The sequence below is a fragment of the Peptoniphilus sp. BV3AC2 genome, from assembly GCF_000478945.1.
GTDB classification, from domain to species: Bacteria; Bacillota; Clostridia; order Tissierellales; family Peptoniphilaceae; genus Peptoniphilus_B; species Peptoniphilus_B duerdenii.
The window spans coordinates 59,393-81,106 of sequence record NZ_AWXD01000030.1 but is presented as its reverse complement, the minus strand read 5'-3'; the positions used below and the strand labels follow the sequence as shown (position 1 = coordinate 81,106).

General features: G+C 36.4%; 14 protein-coding genes and 1 tRNA gene. 12 read left to right on the top strand and 3 right to left on the bottom strand.

Annotation, left to right across the window (positions count from 1 at the left end; translation table 11 throughout):
- Positions 1–14: 14 nt before the first annotated feature.
- Positions 15–1,634 (bottom strand): DUF2207 domain-containing protein, encoded by a 1,620-nt coding sequence (locus HMPREF1252_RS07620; RefSeq protein ID WP_023060072.1) that lies wholly within the window; start codon positions 1,632–1,634, stop codon positions 15–17.
- Positions 1,635–1,764: 130 nt separating this feature from the next.
- Here HMPREF1252_RS07620 and trxB point away from each other — a divergent pair, with 130 nt between their 5' ends.
- The 8 genes from trxB to HMPREF1252_RS07580 all read left to right on the top strand — a co-directional run bounded on the left by trxB (position 1,765) and on the right by HMPREF1252_RS07580 (position 14,270).
- On the top strand, positions 1,765–2,709 hold the full coding sequence (gene trxB, locus HMPREF1252_RS07615; RefSeq protein WP_023060091.1) for a thioredoxin-disulfide reductase: 945 nt from the start codon (positions 1,765–1,767) through the stop codon (positions 2,707–2,709).
- Positions 2,690–3,568 (top strand): patatin family protein, encoded by an 879-nt coding sequence (locus HMPREF1252_RS07610; protein WP_023060045.1) that lies wholly within the window; start codon positions 2,690–2,692, stop codon positions 3,566–3,568. The genes trxB and HMPREF1252_RS07610 overlap by 20 nt, the downstream gene beginning before the upstream one ends.
- A 63-nt stretch (positions 3,569–3,631) precedes the next feature.
- Positions 3,632–5,113 carry a glutamate--tRNA ligase gene (gene gltX, locus HMPREF1252_RS07605; RefSeq protein WP_023060074.1) on the top strand — a complete coding sequence of 494 codons (1,482 nt, stop codon included), beginning with the start codon at positions 3,632–3,634 and terminating at the stop codon, positions 5,111–5,113.
- Positions 5,114–5,698: 585 nt separating this feature from the next.
- On the top strand, positions 5,699–6,967 hold the full coding sequence (locus HMPREF1252_RS07600; protein WP_023060068.1) for an amidohydrolase: 1,269 nt from the start codon (positions 5,699–5,701) through the stop codon (positions 6,965–6,967).
- A 429-nt stretch (positions 6,968–7,396) separates the two neighbouring features.
- Positions 7,397–8,794: a YfcC family protein gene (locus HMPREF1252_RS07595; protein WP_023060079.1), complete on the top strand. Its 1,398-nt coding sequence runs from the start codon at positions 7,397–7,399 to the stop codon at positions 8,792–8,794.
- 10 nt (positions 8,795–8,804) lie between these two features.
- Positions 8,805–9,785 (top strand): asparaginase, encoded by a 981-nt coding sequence (locus HMPREF1252_RS07590; RefSeq protein WP_023060089.1) that lies wholly within the window; start codon positions 8,805–8,807, stop codon positions 9,783–9,785.
- A 1,157-nt stretch (positions 9,786–10,942) separates the two neighbouring features.
- Complete coding sequence (locus HMPREF1252_RS07585; RefSeq protein WP_023060080.1) at positions 10,943–13,933, top strand: S-layer homology domain-containing protein; 2,991 nt, start codon at positions 10,943–10,945, stop codon at positions 13,931–13,933.
- A 148-nt stretch (positions 13,934–14,081) separates the two neighbouring features.
- A complete protein-coding gene (locus HMPREF1252_RS07580; RefSeq protein ID WP_036747116.1) occupies positions 14,082–14,270 on the top strand; it encodes a hypothetical protein in 189 nt (62 codons plus the stop codon).
- A gap of 349 nt (positions 14,271–14,619) precedes the next feature.
- Here the strand turns inward: HMPREF1252_RS07580 and HMPREF1252_RS07575 are convergent.
- Positions 14,620–14,695: transfer RNA gene (locus tag HMPREF1252_RS07575), tRNA-Thr, on the bottom strand.
- A gap of 44 nt (positions 14,696–14,739) precedes the next feature.
- A complete protein-coding gene (locus HMPREF1252_RS07570) occupies positions 14,740–15,432 on the bottom strand; it encodes a hypothetical protein (protein WP_155804250.1) in 693 nt (230 codons plus the stop codon).
- 65 nt (positions 15,433–15,497) lie between these two features.
- On the opposite strand from HMPREF1252_RS07570, the gene HMPREF1252_RS07565 reads away from it, so the two are divergent.
- The 4 genes from HMPREF1252_RS07565 to HMPREF1252_RS07555 all read left to right on the top strand — a co-directional run bounded on the left by HMPREF1252_RS07565 (position 15,498) and on the right by HMPREF1252_RS07555 (position 20,267).
- The gene (locus tag HMPREF1252_RS07565; protein ID WP_023060056.1) at positions 15,498–16,439 is read left to right on the top strand and encodes an RluA family pseudouridine synthase; all 942 of its coding nucleotides are present in this window, start codon (positions 15,498–15,500) and stop codon (positions 16,437–16,439) included.
- 5 nt (positions 16,440–16,444) lie between these two features.
- Positions 16,445–16,600, top strand: a complete 156-nt coding sequence (locus HMPREF1252_RS09765; RefSeq protein WP_023060077.1) for a hypothetical protein — start codon at positions 16,445–16,447, stop codon at positions 16,598–16,600.
- Between the two features lie 35 nt (positions 16,601–16,635).
- The gene (locus tag HMPREF1252_RS07560; protein ID WP_023060075.1) at positions 16,636–17,973 is read left to right on the top strand and encodes a butyryl-CoA:acetate CoA-transferase; all 1,338 of its coding nucleotides are present in this window, start codon (positions 16,636–16,638) and stop codon (positions 17,971–17,973) included.
- A 170-nt stretch (positions 17,974–18,143) separates the two neighbouring features.
- A complete protein-coding gene (locus tag HMPREF1252_RS07555; RefSeq protein ID WP_023060083.1) occupies positions 18,144–20,267 on the top strand; it encodes a 5'-nucleotidase C-terminal domain-containing protein in 2,124 nt (707 codons plus the stop codon).
- Positions 20,268–21,714 lie beyond the last annotated feature (1,447 nt).

Below are 21,714 nucleotides of genomic sequence, written 5' to 3'. Positions count from 1 at the left end.
AGTAGTAGTAATAATTATCTGTACTTTATAGAGCCGCCGGTGGATGAACCGGTGGTAGCTATATTGAAAGCTTCGTTAAATGATTTGTAATCGTCCTCAGAGGATAGAAGTTCGTAGGTAAAGCTGTAGAATGGATAGTCCACCCTGTATGTCATGAGGTTTTCGTAGTCAAATCCAAATGCCATTCCGTAGAAGAACATTCCGTTACAATTTTCTGAGTCAATGTTTTCTTTTAAATCATTTTCTATTTTTTTATATTTTTTGAAGACATAATCTCCCTTTGGAGTGAGTCTAAACATGACAGCTAGACCGACTACCAAAATTCCTATAAGTGCAAGGGTTGCAATAAGTATGATGATTGGATTTAAAGTAAGGGCAGAGGATACGAGGAAGAGGGCAGAGATTGCTCCTGCCTGTGAAAATAACTTCACGTCCTTTAACCTTTGGTACTTAAGCCCAAGCTCTATTAGCCTTTCCTTCAAAATATTTCCGATGTCTTCGAAGTTTCTGAAGAATCTAACTTCATTTTCTGTTCTTATATCTCTAATTTCTTTAAAAGAGATTTCGTCACTATTATTTAATTCAAACAATTTGTCGAAGAAATATCTTTGATAAGATGTCTTAATCTTGGATTCATCCTCTTTAGAAACTATATAGTCCGCCCTAGTCTTGCCTCTTTTTGTAGTGTAGTTGGTCCTAGTGATGGACACTGCACCAGCTTCTTCAAGTTCCAAAAGGGTTACTTCCATAAGCCTTGTTAAGACTTGGTTGCCCTTTAAAAAGAATCCGGCTTCAACTGCAGTTAAAAAGACTAAGTTTTCTTCATCGTCTGTAGAAAGCACGAGTTTCAAAAGTTTATATCCAAATGGAATGAGGAGAATTCCAAATCCAATTGCGATAAATGTATATATAATTGGTCTTTCTGTTGTTGGATTTTCCTTTGCAGAAGAAAGAAGACTCTTGTAAGTGTCTTCGGTTCTATTCTTAGCAAACTCTGTAAAGTCCATATCGTAGAGAACCTTTAGATTTACAGAATTATTTTTAGAAATATTACTTCCCTTTAAAAGGATCTTGCCATCCTTAACCTCTGACTTAATATCGGAACTTGAACTTATGAAGATATCTTTTCCAGCAAATGGACCGTACTCAAAAGTAATTGTGCTTTTGAAATTTCCGATGCCATCCTTTAAGTCTTTGAAATAATCGTAGGAAAAATATCCAATATCTTGACCCAATGAAGTCATATCATTTAGCTCGTAACTAAAGTCGATGGTCTTATTAGTTGTAAATGAAGTGTACACCTTGATCTCAACGGAGTTGTTGTTTTCAAGAATATTGAACACATCTTTTGAACCGTTTGACGCTTTGGTATCCTGAGTTAAGGATTTGTCATTTATATAAACTTTTATATTATCTATCTTAGAAGTATTCTTCTTATCAATCGTTCTAGTGACTACATTTCTGGAACTATCCGCACTCCACGTTATCGATTCTCTTACCTGGGCATCTCCATTTTTAGTAATCAAAATATTGGAGTTAAACTTATCGATTTCGGAATTTGTCTTTCCATAAACATTTATATTAAAAATCAACAAAAATATAAAAAATAAATTTGCGATTAATCTTTTTTTCATAGTATCACCAACTTAATTATATCAAATAATTGACTCTTCTGGGGGAAGTTGTAAAATTATATTATGATAAAATTAACATATAGGGTAAAATACTAGGTAAGGTTAAGAAAAATGAGAAAAGGGTGATAAAATGTATGATATCTTGATACTAGGAGCTGGTCCTGCAGGATTAACGGCAGGTCTATACGCATCCCGTGCAAAATTAAAAGTAGGAATAATAGAAAAAGCTATCGAAGGAGGACAGATCTCCGGCACTAGTTCCGTTGAAAACTATCCAGGAATAATCGAAATCTCTGGAATGGATCTAGGATTAAATATGAGAGAGCAAGCGGAAAACTTCGGTTGTGAATTTATAAATGACGAAGTACTATCTGTAGATTTAAAAGGACAAGAAAAGAAAGTAAAAGGAAAGTACGGAGAATACGAAGCAAGATCTATAATCATAACCACTGGAGCAAGCCACAGAAAGATTGGTGTTGAAGGTGAGAGTGAGTTCACAGGAAGAGGAGTTAGCTACTGTGCAACCTGTGATGCAGCATTCTACGAAGATTTAGATGTGTATGTTGTCGGAGGTGGAGACAGTGCGGTGGAAGAAGCACTCTTCATAACTAAATTTGCAAAGACTGTAACCATCATCCACAGGAGATATAGCCTAAGAGCTTCAAAGAGCCTTCAAGAAAAAGCATTTAATAATGACAAGATAAAATTCATCTGGGATAGCGAAGTTGTAAAGATCGAAGGAGAAAATATCGTTGAGGCACTTACTTTGAAAAATACCAAGACTGGCGAAATTACAAAGATTGAAAGCGAAGAACCATTTGGAATATTCGTATTTATAGGACTTGTACCAACTACGAAACTCTTCGAATCACAACTATCCCTTGAAGATGGATACATCCTAGCAGACGAAGATATGAAGACTAGCATAGACGGAGTATACGCTGCAGGAGATGTGAGAAAGAAAAAGGTAAGACAGGTTGCAACCGCTGTTGGAGACGGATGTATAGCAGCCATTAGCGCAGAAAAATATTTAAATGAATTAGATGGGACACTTTATGAAGGTTTTAAAAAGTAATGTAAAAGACGTAGCACTAATCTTAGAAGGCGGTGGCATGAGAAATTCATACTCCGCCGGAATTCTAAACGTACTACTTGAAAAAGAAATATATTTTAACTATGTAATCGGAATCTCTGCCGGTTCAGTCCACGGAGTCAACTACCTACTAAGGGATAAAGAAAGAATAAAGAGAAACTTCGTCGACGTGGTCAGAGATGAAAATGTGGGAGGTGTAAGCTCCCTTATAAAGGGTAAAGGCTACTTCAATTCAGAATATCTCTACACAGAGTATGAACCTATGAAGGAAAAGAGAGACGTGTACCATAGGTTTTATGAAAACGAAGCACAGATGACCATAGGCGCATTCGATGTGGACAAGGCAGAAATGAAGTACTTCACCAAGGAAGACATGAAGACGGTGGAAGATATCAAACTTATCACGAGGGCATCATGTTCACTGCCAATTCTTATGAAAGAAACTGTAATAGATGGAGTAACCTACTATGATGGCGGAGTTGGAAGAGGAATCCCAATTAGAAAAGCCATAGAAGATGGATATGAAAAATTCTTTGTGGTGCTTACGAGACCAGAGGGATATAGAAAAACTGCACCAGCAAAGGGACTTTTAACTAAAAGCGCCCTAAAAGATAAACCAAAACTTATAGATGCACTCTTAACGAGACACCTAAGGTACAACGAAGACTTGGAACTACTTGAAAAACTAAAAGAAGAAGGCAAAGCCTACATAGTCTATGCAGAAAACCAAGCAGTAGAAAATACTGAAATGGATCTACACAAACTACAAAACAATTACGAACAAGGCTACTTCCAAGGATTAAATCAATATAAAGAGTATTTAGAATTTTTGGGACTTTGAGAAAAATAGGAACAATTACACATTTCGTGATATAATACTAAAAGAATAAAAAGGAGTGATTAGATGAATAGAGTAAGAGTCCGTTTCGCACCGAGCCCAACGGGATTTTTGCACATAGGTGGACTTAGAACAGCCCTATACAATTATCTATACGCAAAGAAAAATGGTGGAGACTTCATACTTAGAATAGAAGATACAGACAGAACCAGGTACGTAGAAGGAGCAATCGAAAACCTTATCCATGCCCTTGACTGGTCAGGAGTCCATGTGGACGAAGGAGTAGTCCTAGATGAAAATGGAAACATCACAGAAAAAGGAGATTGCGGTCCATATATCCAATCAAGTAGACTAGACATTTACAAAAAATACGTAGACGAATTAATCGAAAAAGGCTACGCATACTACTGCTTCTGTAGCGTAGAAAGACTAGAAGCCCTAAGAGAAGAACAAAGAATCAAGGGCAAAGTTCCAAAATACGACGGACTATGTAGATCCGTAAGCATAGAAGAAGCTAAGAAGAGAATCGCAGCAGGAGAAGAATACGTAGTAAGATTAAAACTACCACACGATAGAAATATCAGATTCCACGACCTAGTACGTGGCGATGTAGTAATAAACTCAGACGAAATAGATGACCAAGTACTTATGAAATCAGACGGATTCCCAACCTACCACATGGCGGTAGTAGTAGACGACCATCTAATGGGCATCACCCACATCGTACGTGGAGAAGAATGGCTATCCTCAACACCAAAGCACGTATACCTATACGAAGCATTGGGATGGGACGTACCAGAATTTGTTCATCTACCAACCGTACTAAACAAAGACCACAAAAAACTATCCAAGAGACAAGGAGACGTGTCAGTAGAAGACTTCAGAGGCAAGGGTTACCTACCAGAAGGACTAATAAACTACCTAGCACTAGTAGGATGGTCACCAGATGGAGAAGAAGAAATCCTATCAATGGATGAACTAATAGAACAATTCTCCTTTGAAAAAGTAGTAAAAAGCGGCGGAGTATTCGACGTAGACAAACTAAACTGGGTAAACGCCCACTACATGAAATCCTATGACCTAGACAAAATCGTAGAACTATCAATCCCATTCGTAGTAGAAAAGGGACTAATGACAGAAGAAGAAATAAGAGCTAACTACGACTGGTACAAGAAACTAGTAGAAATAGTAAGAGACGGCGCATCAAAACTAGATGAAATCCCAGACTTAATCTCATTTATGTTTGGAGAATTAAAAATCGAAGAAGAAAGCGCAATAGAACAAATTAAGCTAGAACACGTACCACAACTACTAGATGCATTCCTAGAAGAATTAGAAAAAGTAGAAGAAGTGGACGAAGAATTCGCAGGATCAATAATGAAGACGATCCAAAAGAAGACAGGAATAAAGGGCAAGAATCTATTCATGCCAGTAAGAGTAGCCATAAGTAGCACAGTACACGGACCAGATTTAAAATCTATCATCTACCTACTAGGCAAAGACAAATTGGTAGAAAGATTAAACACAGCCAAAAAATTTACAAAATAAAAATAAAATAATTAAAGATTTAAAACGGCACCTGGGTGTCGTTTTTTTGTGGGGAATATTTGTAGCAGAATATTTGTAGCGGAATATTTGTAGCGGAATATTTGTAGCGGAATATTTGTAGCGGAAGCTATCCTAAGGAATACAGTCACCCTGAGCGGAGACGGCAACGCCGTCGTAGTCGAACGGGTATAACCTCCGAAGGTCAAGTTTTGGCAACTGCATCGTAGCGGAAGCATTTTGCTTCCACAGCCGAAGGCTCCAAGATTTTCCCAACTACAGTCATCCTGAGAGGCAGTCGAGTTCTGCAAATCAGCCTTCATTTCATTCGGCTTCTTTGGAACTCTTTGCACGAGACCTGCTACGAAATCAAAGATTTCGGCTAGGGCTTCGAAGGATCTGACCCATATTTAACCAGTATTTGCATTTAATATTTTTATAAAATCTCCCAACTACAGTCATCTTAAGCGGAAAAGACAGATACAATATTTTGATTTCATAAATATTCAAAAAATAAATGTAATCTAATTAGTTGAATGAAGTTTTTTTTGCGATTATAATAAATATAATAGGTTTAAGGAGAATTATATGAATTTAAAAGAAAATTTAGTAGAAAGCAGAAGGTTCTATCATAGAATTGCAGAACCAGGTTGGATGGAATTTAAAACAACAATAAATATCATTCAAACATTAAAAGAAATTGGAGTTACAGATATAAAATACGGCAAAGAAGTCCATTCTTCAAAGGATATGCTAGGTATGCCTCCAAAAGAAAGACTTGAGGAATATGCAAAGACCATAAACATGGACACAGATTTTGATATTTCTGAAATTTTGCAAGGATATACAGGAGCAGTAGCAACAATAGATACAGGAAATGATGGTCCAACAATAGGATTTCGTTTCGATATAGATGCACTTGGAATAGAAGAGTCTCATGATGATGATCACAGACCAGTTAAAGAAAAATTTGTATCAGAAAATAATTTTGGAATGCATGCCTGTGGTCACGATGGACATCTTTCCATCGGACTATTTTTGACTGATTGGATTGAAAAGAATAAAGATAAATTAAAAGGAAAATATATATTAATATTCCAACCAGCGGAAGAAGGTGTGCGTGGAGCTAAAAGCATGACTTCAGTTGGAGTAGTAGACCACGTGGATTATTTCTTCTCCAGTCATCTAGGATTGGGAGTAGAAGATGGAAAAATAGGAGTTGGAACTACTGGATTTTTAGCTACGACTAAATTTGATGTATCCTTCAAAGGAGTATCAGCCCATGCAGGAGCAGCACCTGAAAAAGGTAAGAATGCAAATTTAGGTGCAGCAAGTGCAATTTTAAATCTACACACACTTCCACAGATTTCAGATGGTATGGCAAGAATAAATGTAGGTGTTATGAAAGGCGGAACCGTTAGAAACGCAATTTCAGACAATGCAATGTTGATGCTAGAGACAAGAGGAGAAACTGAAGATATAAGAGAGATTTTGGATACAAGGACTAGGCAAGTTATTCATGGTGCAGCATTACAATATGATTTAGAATATGAAATCAAAGAAGTAGGATCAGCACCTGCACTTAAAAAAACAGATGAAGAATTTTACACAGAGATAAATAGTTTGCTGTCAGGAAAGGGATTCAATACTTTTAGAGGTGGTATTTTAGAAGGTTCTGAGGATGTAGTCTACTTTATGAATAGGGTTCAAGACAATGGTGGCAAAGCAATCCATTTTATCTTTGGAACGAAATTAGCAGCAGGACATCACAACAACAAGTTTGATTTCAACGAAAGCTGTCTAGAAACAGGTCTTAATGTATTTAAAGAATGTATAAAATATTTGAATAAAATTTAATTTAAGAAAAATAATTAGCTAAAGCTACTGATTTAACTAGATTTTTTAAGAATTGAAGAGTGGTAGCAACAGTTACGCTCAACTATTTCAACTATAAAAATCTAAATTAATATGGTATCCTGTTAACAGAGAGTAGTATATGAAAATTTAATTAAATGGAGGAGGAAAACTAAAAAAAACATAGAACATTTTGTTTAAGTAAATTATATGGGAGTAAATAATATTTCAACAACCATGAAAATTTCTAAAAAGACTCATACTTTTTATATTTGAAAGTTGGATGAATTTTTAAATCTTTCCAATATTTGAAACTTAAAACAGCAGCATATTTTATAATTAAGCACTAAATTAAAAATGTAAGATTTAAAATTTTACACACATGAAGAAGAGGCGTGGGAAATCATCGCCCTTACAAGAGAGGAGAAAAAAATGAAACAGAAAAAGCTAAAAATGCCTAACGCGCTTGTCATTTTATTTATCTTGTTGATATTTATGGCAGCCCTTACTTACTTTATACCAGCAGGACAATACACAAGGATTGAAGGACCAAATGGAAGACAGATGGTCGATCCAACATCATTTACATTTATAGATTCAAAACCTACTAGCTTATTGGGATTCTTATCTTCAATTCCTAAAGGATTTGTAGAATCTGCATCAGTTATAGCTTTTACTCTTATAATTGCGGGAGCTTTTGAAGTTATACAAAGGACAGGACTTCTAAGAATCATGGTAAAAAAACTCTCAACCAAATTCTCTAAAAAATCTGAAGCATTAATTCCAGTTTTGATGATGGTATTTGGTTTTATCGCAGCTTTTGTAGGAACAGCAGAACTAAGTATGGTTTATGTGCCAATTATTTTGCCACTAATTATAAGTTTAGGATTCAATAATATTGTTGCAGTAGCAGTACCGCTTGTAGCTACAGTAGTTGGATTTACAGCAGCATTTACAAACCCATTTACAGTAGGTATCTCTCATCAAATTACAGGACTACCTATGTTTTCAGGGATGTGGCTTAGAGTAATAGTATTTGTTATATTTATGATTATTTCATGTATCTATGTAATAAGATATGCAAAATCAATAAAAGTAGATTCCCACACCAGTCTTCAAAATGCGATGAGACTTGGAATTATCGAACAAGATATGGAATTAGGAAGTAGCGACGAAGAATTTACAACAAGACATAAAATTATCGGAATAGTATTTGTACTTGTATTTGCCTTCATGGTTTACGGCGTGCTAAAAAAAGGCTGGGGCATGATAGAAATGGCAGGAGTCTTCGTAGGACTAGGAATAATAGCAGGAATAATTGGAAAGATGAACTCTGATGAAATAGTAAGCGCATTTGTAGAAGGATGCAAAAGCGTACTTGCAGGTGGAATCCTTATAGGAGTTGCAAGAGGAGTCTCTGTAATCATGAATGAAGCGATGATAATAGACACAATAGTTTACTTCTTTGCTAAATTCTTACAAGCATTGCCAAGCTTCTTAAACGCAATAGGAATACTCATCATTCAAACAATATTTAACTTCTTTGTACCATCAGGAAGTGGAAAAGCATTGGTAACCATGCCAATCATATCTCCACTAGCTGACATAGTAGGAGTAAATCAACAAGTTGCAGTACTAGCATTCCAATTTGGGGATGGACTTACAAATGTATTTGTACCAACCTCTGGATACTTTATGGCAACTTTAGCAATAGGAAAAGTTGAATACACCGATTGGGTAAAATTCTACTTTAAGCTTTTAGCATTACTATTTGTATTATCAATGATAATTTTAGTAGTAGCACAAGCTATAAACTATGGACCATTTTAAGGAGTAGAGCATGAAAAAGATAGCACTATTGAATTTGGGCGGCACTATAACCAGTGTAGCAGATCCAAAAACAGGGAAACTTCAATCAGGAACCTTGACAGGAAAGCAACTAATAGAACAGTGTCACCTTGGTGATCTAGGAATAGATTTAGAAATAAAAGATATAAAAAGTATCCCAAGTCCAGAGATGAAATGTAGCGACATACTAGATATCAAAAAAGCCATAGAAGAAACATTGAAAGAAAATGTTGGCGGAATCGTATTGACTCATGGAACAGACACCATGGAAGAAACTTCATACATGCTAGATTTACTACTATCTACCGAAGTGCCAGTGGTGCTCACAGGAAGCCAAAGATCAGCAAAGGACCTAGGATTTGACGGAGCTCCAAATATAAGAGATGCAATAATTGTAGCCTCAGACGAAATGAGTAGAAAAAGAGGAGTGCTCGTCGTATTTAATCAAGAAGTATTCTGCGCAAAAAGAGTTATCAAGACTAACTCTGCAGGATTAGGCGGATTTAGCGATCCAGTATCTGGACCAATGGGAGCTGTATATGGAGCAAAAGTTAAATATTTTTACGAATATACACCAGATAAAGCCATAAAAATCTTGGACGAACCACTTACTAACAAAGTATACCTAATAAAAATGACATTGGATTACCCAATAGAAATGTTAGAAACTCTATTAAATACAGATGTGAATGGCTTAGTAGTTGAAGGATTTGGAGTAGGAGCAGTAGTACCAGGAGTACAAGATGTTTTAGAAAAATATGTAAACAAAAATATCCCTGTCATACTAGTTAGCAAATGCCATACAGGTGGAGTTTGGAAAGTCTACGGTTCAAAAGGAGCAGCAGTACAACTTGAAAAAGTAGGATGTATCCTAGACGAAGGTTATTTACAAGGACCTAAAGCAAGATTAAAATTAATCGCTATGTTAAATAGTGAATACAAAGACAGCATTAGAGAAAATTGGAATAGATAGAATAAATATTTTAAAAGAAAACCTCTTGGTTAAATAAACTAACCGAGAGGTTTTTTGTAGCGGAAGCAAGGAGCTTCCACAGCCGAGAGGCTCTGCGTAGAAAAAATTAATTGATTATAAAAATGTGGTGATGTCTATCCTTCTATACAGTCATCCTGAGCGAGGAAATTTATTTCCGAGTCGAAGGATCTGACCTATATTTAACCAGTATTTGCAATTAATATTTTTACAAAATCTCCCAACTGCAGTCACCCTGAGCGTAGACGGCAACGCCGTCGTAGTCGAACGGGTATAACCTCTACTTAACCTAGTCCAGGCAAATGAATCATACCAAAAATAAAAGCCCAAAGTCGATTTCGATTACAGAAACTCGTAAAATTCTAAGCCACGTCGACCTATAAATCGCAACTCGCTACGCTCAAACAGTGCGATTTATAGCCGGTCTCCTTAGGCTTGAATTTTACGAGTTTCTTCCAGACGGAATCTCCTTTTGGGCATTTTATTTTATATAAAGAGTAGTTTATTAAAAAAATAAAATCTAAACTTGAATCAAATTACAAAAAACAAATTAAAACATCAAAAAAATAAAAAATAAAAAAATTTTTAAAAAACATGTTTAAATTTATCGCGGCAGGGTATTAATATAATATCAAGAAATTGGGTGGCACTCATCCTATTGATAACAGAAATTTAATTTCAACAGAATTTTAAATTCATAAGTCCATTTGCAATAGGAAATCACGACTTGAGATGTCAAGCGGGTTTTATGTAATCCATGCAAATGTTCATATAAAATCAATAGTGAGATTACAACTAATAGAAAGCTTAGAGGACACCTTGGTTACAAGCTACAGATGTAAAAAGTTTGAGCATTTTAAAACCTAAGTTGTCTGGTAGAAAGATAAATATTAAACTCATCGCAAAATTTATTTAAAAAATAAATTTAATTTACAAATTGAAAAGAGGAAAATAGTGATAGAACCTAAAACAGAACGGATGGGTGCCTATTAAAAGGAACAGAAATTTATTTATAAAACCTGTTCCTTTTTTTATGCTTATTTTTAAGTCAAAAGGTTTATGAAATGGTTGTCATTTACTGTGCTTTTGTTATAATTTTATATAAGAGTAACATAAATTTAAACAAGGGGAGGATTATTTTGAAAAGATTAACGGCTATTATCCTAGCGGCGATAATACTACTATCATCATTTGAACCTGTAGTAGCTGCAGAAAAATCTACCGCAGAAAGCAAGAAGATCAAATGGATGCTTGAAAACAATTTCATAGTGGGAAGAGGACAGACAAAAGATTTAAAACTAGATGACACAATAACTAGAGCAGAGTTTACGAGAATGGTTCTAGTTGCAAAGGGCGAAGAAAATCTTGCAAAAGAAGATTCGACATTGAAGGCGGACTTCAAAGATGTTCCTAATACTCATTGGGCAGAAAAATTCATCGCCTACGCCAAACAAAAGGAATATATTAGCGGTTATCCAGATGGGAACTTCAGACCGGAAGGCGAGATTACATACGAAGAAATGATTTCTATTTTGGCGAGAATTCATCCAAACTATAGAAAAATTGAAGCAAAATCTACAAATTGGGCAGAAGGTTTTATAAACTTTGCAAAGGATAATGGGATACTTGATGATATAAATATAAAAGGAAGCTACAAAAGCCCTGCAATTAGAGAAAAAACTTTTGAAATGACCTACAATTTTATAAAATTTGTGGAAAATCAAACTAAGTCTGAAAAAGTTTTAAAGGCAAAAGAAGAAAAAGATGTTAACAAGGAAAGCTCCATCTGGAATGGATTCTATCCTTATTGGATTGGCTATGGATTTAGACCAAGTGAAGAGGAAAAACCGGATGTAAAACCAAATCCAGATGTAAAACCTGCGCCAGATAAACCAGATAAACCAGAAAAAGAAAATCCGGGAGCAGAAACACCACCAGAACCAGGAACAGAACCGGAAAACCCAACAGATCCAGGAACAGAACCAGAAACACCAAAAGTCTTTGATGAAAACAATATAACTAAGATTGAAGTTAAAGACCAACCAGCGAAACTAGAATACACCGACGGAGAAAAATTAGATCTATCTGGCATAAAATTGAAGCTAATCGACACTCAAGGAAAAGATAAAGAAATTGTTTTAGAAGATTTTAGTGAATACGGAATCGCAACAGACCCATCACAAGGAGATTTGCTAAAAACAGATCATAATAATACAAAAATAAAAATAAAACTAAACGGTGTGGAAAAAGTAGAAACTGATCCATTAATAGTAAAGTCGAAAGAATTTGACCCAGAGAATGTAAAATCAATAACAGTCAACACCCAACCAAAATTAGAATACACAGAAGGTGAAAAGCTTGACTTAACCGGATTAGTTGTAACATTAACTGATAACCAAGGATTAACAAAAGATGTAGCCTTTGCAGACTTTGCAGCAAACGGAATAGAAGTAGCACCAGCAAATGCTACAGAACTAACAGTAGCTGCAAATAATGGAAAAGCTGTAGAATTAACAAAAGGAAACTTAACAGCAGAAACAGAAGCCTTAACAGTATTAGAAAAAGTTGTAGGACCAAAAGACCCAACAAAACCAGATGGAAAGAACCCAGATGCAAACAAATATTGGACAGTAAAATTCGAATCAACAGATACATCAGAGGGAACAGTAGCAGCAGAAAACACATTCTATATATTAAAGACAGCAGGAAAGACCTTAGCAGACATCGCTGATAAAGCACCAGCTGTAACAGCAATAGGAAACAATAAATTTGACGGATGGGATCCAGTTTTAGATACAAACACAGCAATTGACCAAGACAGAACAATTAAGGCACAATTCTCTGCAAAAGAATTTGACAAAAACAATATAACTAAGATAGAAGTTATCTCTCCACCTACAAAACTAAACTATGTAGTTGGTGAATCACTGAATCTCGATGGACTTAAAGTTAAATTAACAGATAATCAAGGTGTAACTGAAGAAATTGGATTAACAGAGTTTGATGATTATAAAATAAAAACAGAACCAGAAAAAAATAAATCACTTACAGAATCAGATAACAATACAAAAATAATAATCAAAAGTGAAAACAAAGAAATAATAACTGGAAATATTTCGCTTACACTAAAGGTTATTTCAAAAGCAGATTTTGAAAAAGAAAACAAAATTAAGACAAATATCAAAAACTCATTAGTAGAAGTTTACAAGAACTTAGGTGATTTAAAACTTGGAATAGACAACATACAAAACAAATACTATCTTCTATTTACAAAGGACGTAAGCGAGATAAGTTTTTACAAAGAGAATCTAAAAAAATCAATTCTTGAAACGATTAAAAAGAACAAAATAAAAAGCTATACCATCGGAGAAACTACAAGAGATCTTACAAAATCAGATGATGAAATCTTAGGATCTATAAGAGAAGACATCCTTAAAATAGCAGGACTTGAAGGAAACCAAGATGTAAATGATGCCCGAATCTTAGAACAACTTAAAACGACAAAGCCAAATACGAAGATTAAGTTAGTAGCTGGCGATGAAAATATTAGTTTTGATTACGAAATAATCTTCTTAACCAAAATGGCAGAAGAAAAATTAGTCGATATAGAAAATAAATTCATAAAGGTTATGGAAGAAACTGCTAAAATAGTTCCTCAGAAAAAAATTGATAATTATAAACTAGAAGTATCCTATCTAGATAAACATTGTACGACAAAATTTAGCGCTTATTTGCTCGGAGATATATTATCGACCTCAGTTGCAAAGGGATATAAAGATGCCCTTACCGGTTTTTTGACTGGAGAAATGTGGGGAAAAACCTTAAATTTGAGTAATTTAAGGAGTATTTTTATAAGTACAAATGAGATCAATAAGCATACTGTGAAAAATGGAATGATGGAAAGATATGAATTAGAAGACTTATTACCAATTAGACCTTCACGTTTCATTTATCAAACGGAACAATTCCATAATACTTTCCAAACAAATGGAAAAGATATGAAAGTATATGGAAAACCACTTGATTTATTAAAACATAATACTGCGGTTGAATACTTTTATGTAGATGAGTCTAATGAAACAGGTGGAATTATAACTAGGACTATTCATTTTGAAAGCATAAAAAATTGATTTTGAAAAGACGGGAAACCGTCTTTTTTCTTTGCAATAATTGACCATAGGCTAGAGCCTTAGACTTCGATATGGGTGACTATCACATGGACATTAATAAAGTGAAGGACTTAAGGGATACAGTCACCTGAGCGAATGGTGACTGTAGTTGGGAAGATTTTGTAGCCTCGAAGCCCTAGCCGAAATCTTTGATTTCGTAGCAGGTCTTATGCAAAGAGTTCCAAAGAAGCCGAGCATTGCGAAGGCTGATTTGCAGAACTCGACTGCCATTCTCCCTCGTAAAAGAAAATTGGAAGAAGAAAGAATAAGAATAGAGAAGTGTAGTATATTTATTTAGATTTATTATTTTACTTTTTTGTCTTAAATCGGTTAAATATAGGTCAGATCCTTCGGCTCCAAAGGCTAACGCCTTCTTCGCTCAGGATGACAATATAAAAGGACATACCTTTAGAAATTCTTTTAATCAACAAAGTTTATCTGTGCAGAGCCTCGAAGCCCTAGCCGAAATCTTTGATTTCGTTGCAGGTCTTGTGCAAAGAGTTCCAAAGAAGCCGAATGTAATGAAGGCTGATTTGCAGAACTCGACTGACCGGCTATGGAAGCAAAATGCTTCCGCTACAAAACCGCATCCAAACAATCTCTGACACAAAAACAAAAAAATCCCCAAGACAATGGTCTTGGGGACATGGAGCTAACGGCGGGAATTGAACCCGCGACCTCTACATTACCAATGTAGTGCTCTACCGACTGAGCTACGATAGCATACAAATATATTATAGGGACTTACAATATATTTGTCAATGTTTTTAATTTTTACTTGGTTCAGTAGTTAGGATTTCAATCATCTTAGATACTCTAAGTGGAAGATTGATTTCAAATTTTCCCGGTTTAAAATCTTCCAATTTACCCATCTTATCTGCTGCGTCTACGAATGCATCGGTATCTTCTATTACTTCTCTTTCTTTTAATAGATCTGCAACGTCTCTTGCACCCATAGCTTCTGTTACTGTGATTTCACAGGTCTTAGGGCTTATCCCAACTATTTCAAGTAAGGTTTCTCTAACGGTTTCTCTCTTTTCAATTTTGTAAGATCCGGCTTTGAAACTATTTTCGATTGCCATATCATAACAGATTTTCTTAAATGCATTTACATCTTTTATAAGATCTAGATTTTTAAGAGTCTCTCCTATTTCATCGAGATTTTCTCCGTCCTTTATCTCTACAGTGATGGTGTTATCTAGTGGATCTTCTGTAAGTTCCACCTTTGGAAGTTCTAGATTAACTCCTTCTTTTTCTGTTAGAGATATATATTGTTTCTTAAGTATATTTATTTCGTCCTTAATTGATAGAGAAACATTGACATTTTTCTTAGCCGCTTGGTTAATATTGTCAATTCTCCATTTAATTATAAATGCAACCACAAGTAGAAATATTACTAGTAGGATGTATTTAAGTACAGTTAAAATACTGTCTTGCATTTTGTGAAATATATTCATCAAATCAACTCCTAGTTGCTAGTATACCAGAATTGGAAAGATTTTTAAACAATGGTATAATTAAATAGATGAAAGAAATTATTATTAACTCAAATGACAAAGATCAAAGACTGGACAGATTCATGGGAAAATACTTGCAAAATGCAAAAAAATCCCTGATCATGAAGTCTATTAGAAAAAAGAATATAACCGTAAATAACAAAAAATCCACCCCGGAATATATTTTAAAAGAAAATGATAGGGTAGAGATTTATTTCAGCGATGAGACCATCGAAAAATTTACAAAGGTTAAAAATCATGTGAAGAGGGACTTCCCTGAGATTATTTACGAAGACGAAAACATAGCTCTCGTAAAGAAACCGAGGGGACTTCTCACCCACAACGACAAGAAGGATTACGAAAAAAATGCCCTCGATATGTTTGTAAGCTACATGATTCACAAAGGTGAATATGTGCCGAGGGTTGAGAAATCTTTTAGACCTTCTTTTTGCAATCGCCTTGACAGAAATACTTCTGGAATTTTAATAGGATGCAAGAATGCACAGGCTCTAAGGGACATTAACGATGCCATAAAGAATAGACATCTTGAAAAACACTACATGGCGCTTGTTGACGGAAGCATTGACGAAGAGATCCACGACATAAGCTACCTAGAAAAGGACGGCGAAAAGAACAAGGTAAGTTTAAATGAGAGGGGAGACGGAAAAGAAATCGAAACTATCATCCGCCCAATGGAGAGATTAGGCGAGTATACCTTGGTGGATATCAATCTCATAACCGGTAGGACTCACCAAATCCGTGCGACTTTAAAAAAATACAACAGAAGCATCGTTGGAGATTTAAAGTACAAGGGCAGGAGGAGTTTTGGTCTTAACAGTCAATTCCTCCACAATTACAAGATTATTTTCGGTGGACTAAAGAATCTAGATTATCTAAATGGCAAAGAATTTACCCTTGAATTGGAAGACAGCTTAAACGATATCTTAAAGGAGCTTAGAAAAGAAAAATAAATCTGATGATCGCAGCATTTGCAATGAGCATGAGCTCCATCTTCGTAGTAATGAACGCACTAAGGCTTGGCAGGTTCAAAGAAAAATTAAAGACCGACAAAAAAATAACCATAGAAGAAAATCAAGATGTTACAGTTATAAAGTTGAAATCTAGGGTATAATAGAAAATGTAAATGTTTTCAAAATAGGAGGAATTATGGATTACACAAAATCTTATAAGGAAAAATTAATCACCGCAGCTAAAGCAGCATCATTAGTAAAAAGCGGTGACTACGTAGACTATGCATGGTGTACCAACACCCCGGTAGCAATCGATAGAGAACTAGCAAAACGTGCAAAAGAATTAAAGGACGTAAAAGTACGTGGCGGAGTACTACTATGGGTACCAGAAATATTTAAAGCAGACCCAGAAGGAGAAACATTCATCTGGACATCATGGCACTCAGGCGGACCGGACAGAGGCAGAATCAACTCAACAGATGCAGCATTCTACGGACCTATTAGATATTCAGAACTACCAAGATACTACAGAGAAAACTGTGAAGTAGACATCGCATACATCACATGCTCACCAATGGATAAACACGGATACTTCAACTTTGGACTAAGTGCATCCCACTTAATGGCAGTAATCGAAAAAGCCAAGACGGTAGTAATAGAAGTAAACGAAAAGATGCCAATAGCACTAGGCGGAGTAGAAAACGTAGTACACATTGACCAAGTAGACTATGTAGTAGAAGGAGACAATCCAGCACTAGCAACCCTACCAAAGGGATCATTCGGCGACGTAGACAGAAAAGTAGCCAAATTAATCGTAGAAGAAATACCAAACGGAGCATGTCTACAACTAGGAATCGGTGGCATGCCTAACGCAGTAGGATCATTAATAGCAGAATCAGACCTAAAAGACCTAGGCGTTCATACAGAAATGTTCGTAGACGGATTCGTAGACATGTACAAAAATGGAAAGATCACCGGAGCAAAGAAGAGCATCGACAGATTTAGACAAGTATATGCCTTCGCAGCAGGATCACAAGAAATGTACGACTTCATCGACAACAACCCACAATGTATGGCAACACCAGTAGACTATACAAACGACGCAAGGATCATCTCACAACTAGATAACTTCATCTCCATCAACAACGCAGTAAACGTAGACCTATGGGGACAAGTATCATCAGAATCAGCAGGCATGAGACACATCTCAGGAGCAGGCGGACAACTAGACTTCGTACTAGGCGCATACCTATCAAAAGGCGGCAAGAGCTTCATCTGTCTATCCTCAACCTACACAGATAAAGCAGGTGAAGTACACTCAAGAATCCTACCAAACTTCGACACAGGATCAGCGATCACAGCAGCAAGACCAAACACCCACTGGATCGTAACAGAACATGGTAAGTTCAACGTAAAAGGAAAATCAACCTGGGAAAGAGCAGAAGGAATCATAAACCTAGCAGCACCAGAATTTAGAGATGAACTAATAAAAGAAGCAGAAAAAATGAATATATGGAGAAGATCCAACAGATAAAAATAAGTGTCGCAGAAGCGGCACTTTTTTAATGAAGAAATTTAAAAAAAGCATTAGAAAAATATAAAAAATAATCGTAGAAAAATAAAAAAATAAACGAAATCTTCTCCAAGCCAAGTGGAAATTTTAATCCATATACATTACAATAGAGATATAACAAGGAGGTAATCATGAAAAAGAAATTATCACTACTACTAGCACTAGTAATGATGCTTACAACAGTATTCGCATCATTTCCAGTAGCAGCGGAAGAAAAAGCAGCACCAAAGAAGCATGAAATCATCGTGCTACACACAAACGACGTGCATGCAAGAGTAAGAGCAGACGAAAGAGAAAAAGCAATGGGCTATGGAAAGATCAAAGCCTACAAGGACGAATTAGTAAAAGAAGGCAAAACAGTCCTAATGCTAGACGCAGGAGACACATTCCACGGAACCACATTTGCAACCATCTCTAGAGGCGACAGCATAGTAAAACTACTAAACGAAGTAGGATATGACTACATGGCACCAGGAAACCACGACTACAACTATGGATACCAAAGATTAGTAGAACTAACTAAACAAGGTAAATTCAAGACACTAGCATCAAACGTAGTAACAGAACAAGGCAAGAGAGACTTCTTAGAAAATGATATCAAAGAAGTAGACGGAGTAAAGATTGGATTCTTCGGACTAAGCACACCAGAAACATACTACAAATCACACCCATCAAACACAAAAGGAATAGTAATAGCAGAACCAATCGAAGTAGCAAAACAAGAAGTAGCAGCCCTAAAAGCAAAAGGAGCAGACTTCATAATAGGAATCGGACACCTAGGAATCGATGAATCAACCAAAGAATCAGAAAGATCAGAAGGCGTACTAAAAGCAGTACCAGGAATCGACCTATTCATCGACGGACACTCACACACAGCAATCCCAACAGGTAAAATAGTAGGATCATCACTACTAGTACAAACAGGAGCACACTCAAACAACCTAGGAAAAGTAACCCTAACCTTTGACGGAAACAAAATCGAAGACAAAAAAGCAGAACTAATCTCATACGAAGCAATGAGCCTAGTAAAACCAGATGAAAAAATCGAAGCAATCGAAAAAGAAGTAGACGAAACAAACAAACCATTCTTAGAAAAAATCGTCGGCAAAACACTAGTAGAACTAGAAGGAAGAAGAGAATTCAACAGAAAACAAGAAACCAACCTAGGAAACCTAGTAACAGACGCAATGAGAGAAGTAAGTAAAGCAGACATCGCAATCACAAACGGTGGAGGAATCAGAGAAACCATCGCAAAAGGCGACGTAACCATGGGAGAAGTACTAACCTCATTCCCATTCACAAACTTCACAGTAACAGTAGACCTAACAGGAAAAGAAGTAATAGCCGCACTAGAAAACGGAGTAAAAGCAGCCCCAGAACTAGCGGGAGCATTCTGCCAAGTATCAGGACTAACATTTAAATACGACGACACACAAAAAGCAGGCGAAAGAGTATTCGACGTAATGGTAGCAGGAAAACCAATCGACCTAGAAAAAACATACAAAGTAGCAACCAACGACTTCATCGCAGGCGGCGGAGACCAATACGACGTATTCAAAGGCAAAACAGTAACAGGACAATACGAACTACTATCAGAAACCCTAGCAAAATATATCGCAGCTAAAAAAGAAGTAAACGCACAAGTAGAAGGAAGAATCACAGTAGCTAAAAAAGACGCAAAAGCAGAAGAAGCAAAAGGATTCGAAGACATCAAAGGCATGTGGGCAGAAGAATTCATAAAATACGCAGTAGAAAAAGGATACTTCTCAGGACTAACCAAGACTAAATTTGGACCAAACAACTCAGTAACAAGAGCAATGGTAGTAGCAGTACTAGGAAGATATGAAAAAGTAGAAAAAACAGAAGAAAAAGTAGAATTCACAGACGTAACAGGTACAGAATACTACGCACCATATTTAAAATGGGCAAAAGATAACAAAATCGTAGCAGGATACGAAGACGGAAGCTTCAAACCAAACAAAGAAATCACAAGAGCAGAACTAGCAGCAGTGATGACAAGATATCTAAGAGACTACAAGAAGATGGAAGTAAAAGGCGAAGCACCAGTATTCTCAGACGATGCAAAACTACCAGCATGGGCAAAAACAGACATCTATGACTGTGTAAAACTAGGAATCATAAAAGGATTCAAAGACACAGCTAAAAACGACGGCACAATGTTCTATGACCCAACGGGATATGCACTAAGATCACAACTAGCAACCATATTCTACAACCTAGACCACGCAAAATAAAATAAAAATTAATGAAAAAGGAGCACACGCTCCTTTTTTTAATGCCTGTGTTTTAGTTGAACCTCGGCAATTGCGGTCACCCTGAGCGAAAGAGCCGAAGGCTACAATAAACTTCCCAAATAATTAACACCCATCGAGCGAAATCCCTCCCAATTTGTCATCCTGAGCGAAGGCGGTTTCAACCGCCGAAGTCGAAGGATCTCTACAGAAAAAGTCCTCCCAACTACACCAATCATCAATACTTGACCCCACCAGGGTTATACCCATTCGACTCCAATGACGAAGCTAAAGCTTTGTCATTTCCGCTCAGGGTGACTGTCTTCCCTTGGTTCTTTCTAAAATAATGTCAGTATGTGGTAGTCACCCTGAGGGGCAGTCGAGTTCAACAAATCAGCCTTCATTTCATTCGGCTTCTTTGGAACTCTTTGCACGAGACCTGCTACGAAATCAAAGATTTCGGCCAGGGCTTCGAAGGATCTCTGTACAGATTAACCGCCCAACTACAGTCACCCTGAGCGGAAGAGCCGAAGGCTCTGGAGTCGAACGGGTATAAGCTATATTTAACCCATCTCTGCAACTGCATTGTAGCGGAAGCTATCAGCTTCCATCAACCATGATACTAAATTATCCCAACTCAGGCGTTATCCGTGAAACAACCATGCCTAATGTTCACACCCGTAGCGGAAGCATCTTGCTTCCACAGCCGAAGGCGTAAATTCTATTAACTTCCCAAATAATAAACACTTATCGAGCGAACCCCTTCCCACTTGGTCATCCTGAGCGAACGAAGTGAGTCGAAGGATCTGACCCATATTTAACCCATCTATTCCAAAAAATATAAAAATCTCCCAACTACACCGATCATCAATACTTGACCTCTCCAGGGCTATACCCATTCGACTCCAATGACGAAGCTAAAGCTTTGTCATTTCCGCTCAGGGTGACTGTCTTCCTTAATTAATTCCACGTAAAGCCTATCGGCATGGAAGCAGGTTGCTTCCGCTACAAAAAATCAATAACCATTTAATCTTTATATAAATTTATGTAAATCTTCCCTCAGGCGAAGCCGTAAAATCATATAAATACAGATTCATCCCCCGTAGCGGAAGCTACTAGCTTCCATCAACTTCGATACTACATTATCTCCCCTCAGCCGGCAGGCGTAAAACAAACAATACTTAAATTTGTCCCCGTAGCGGAACCTTCTAGGTTCCACAGCCGAGAGGCTCTACTGAGAAAATCTTAATAAACGCAGTCACCCTGAGCGAGCGCAGCGAGTCGAATGGGTATAACCTCCGATGGTCAAGTCTATGCAAATAAATAATTTAAAAATTCTAATTAATAATCATTATCTCTCATGCTATCCAGATAGCATCAAAAATAAAAAAATTTTCTCCACCAAAAAAACAAAAACAAAAAAATAAAAATAAAAATTAAATTTCACCAA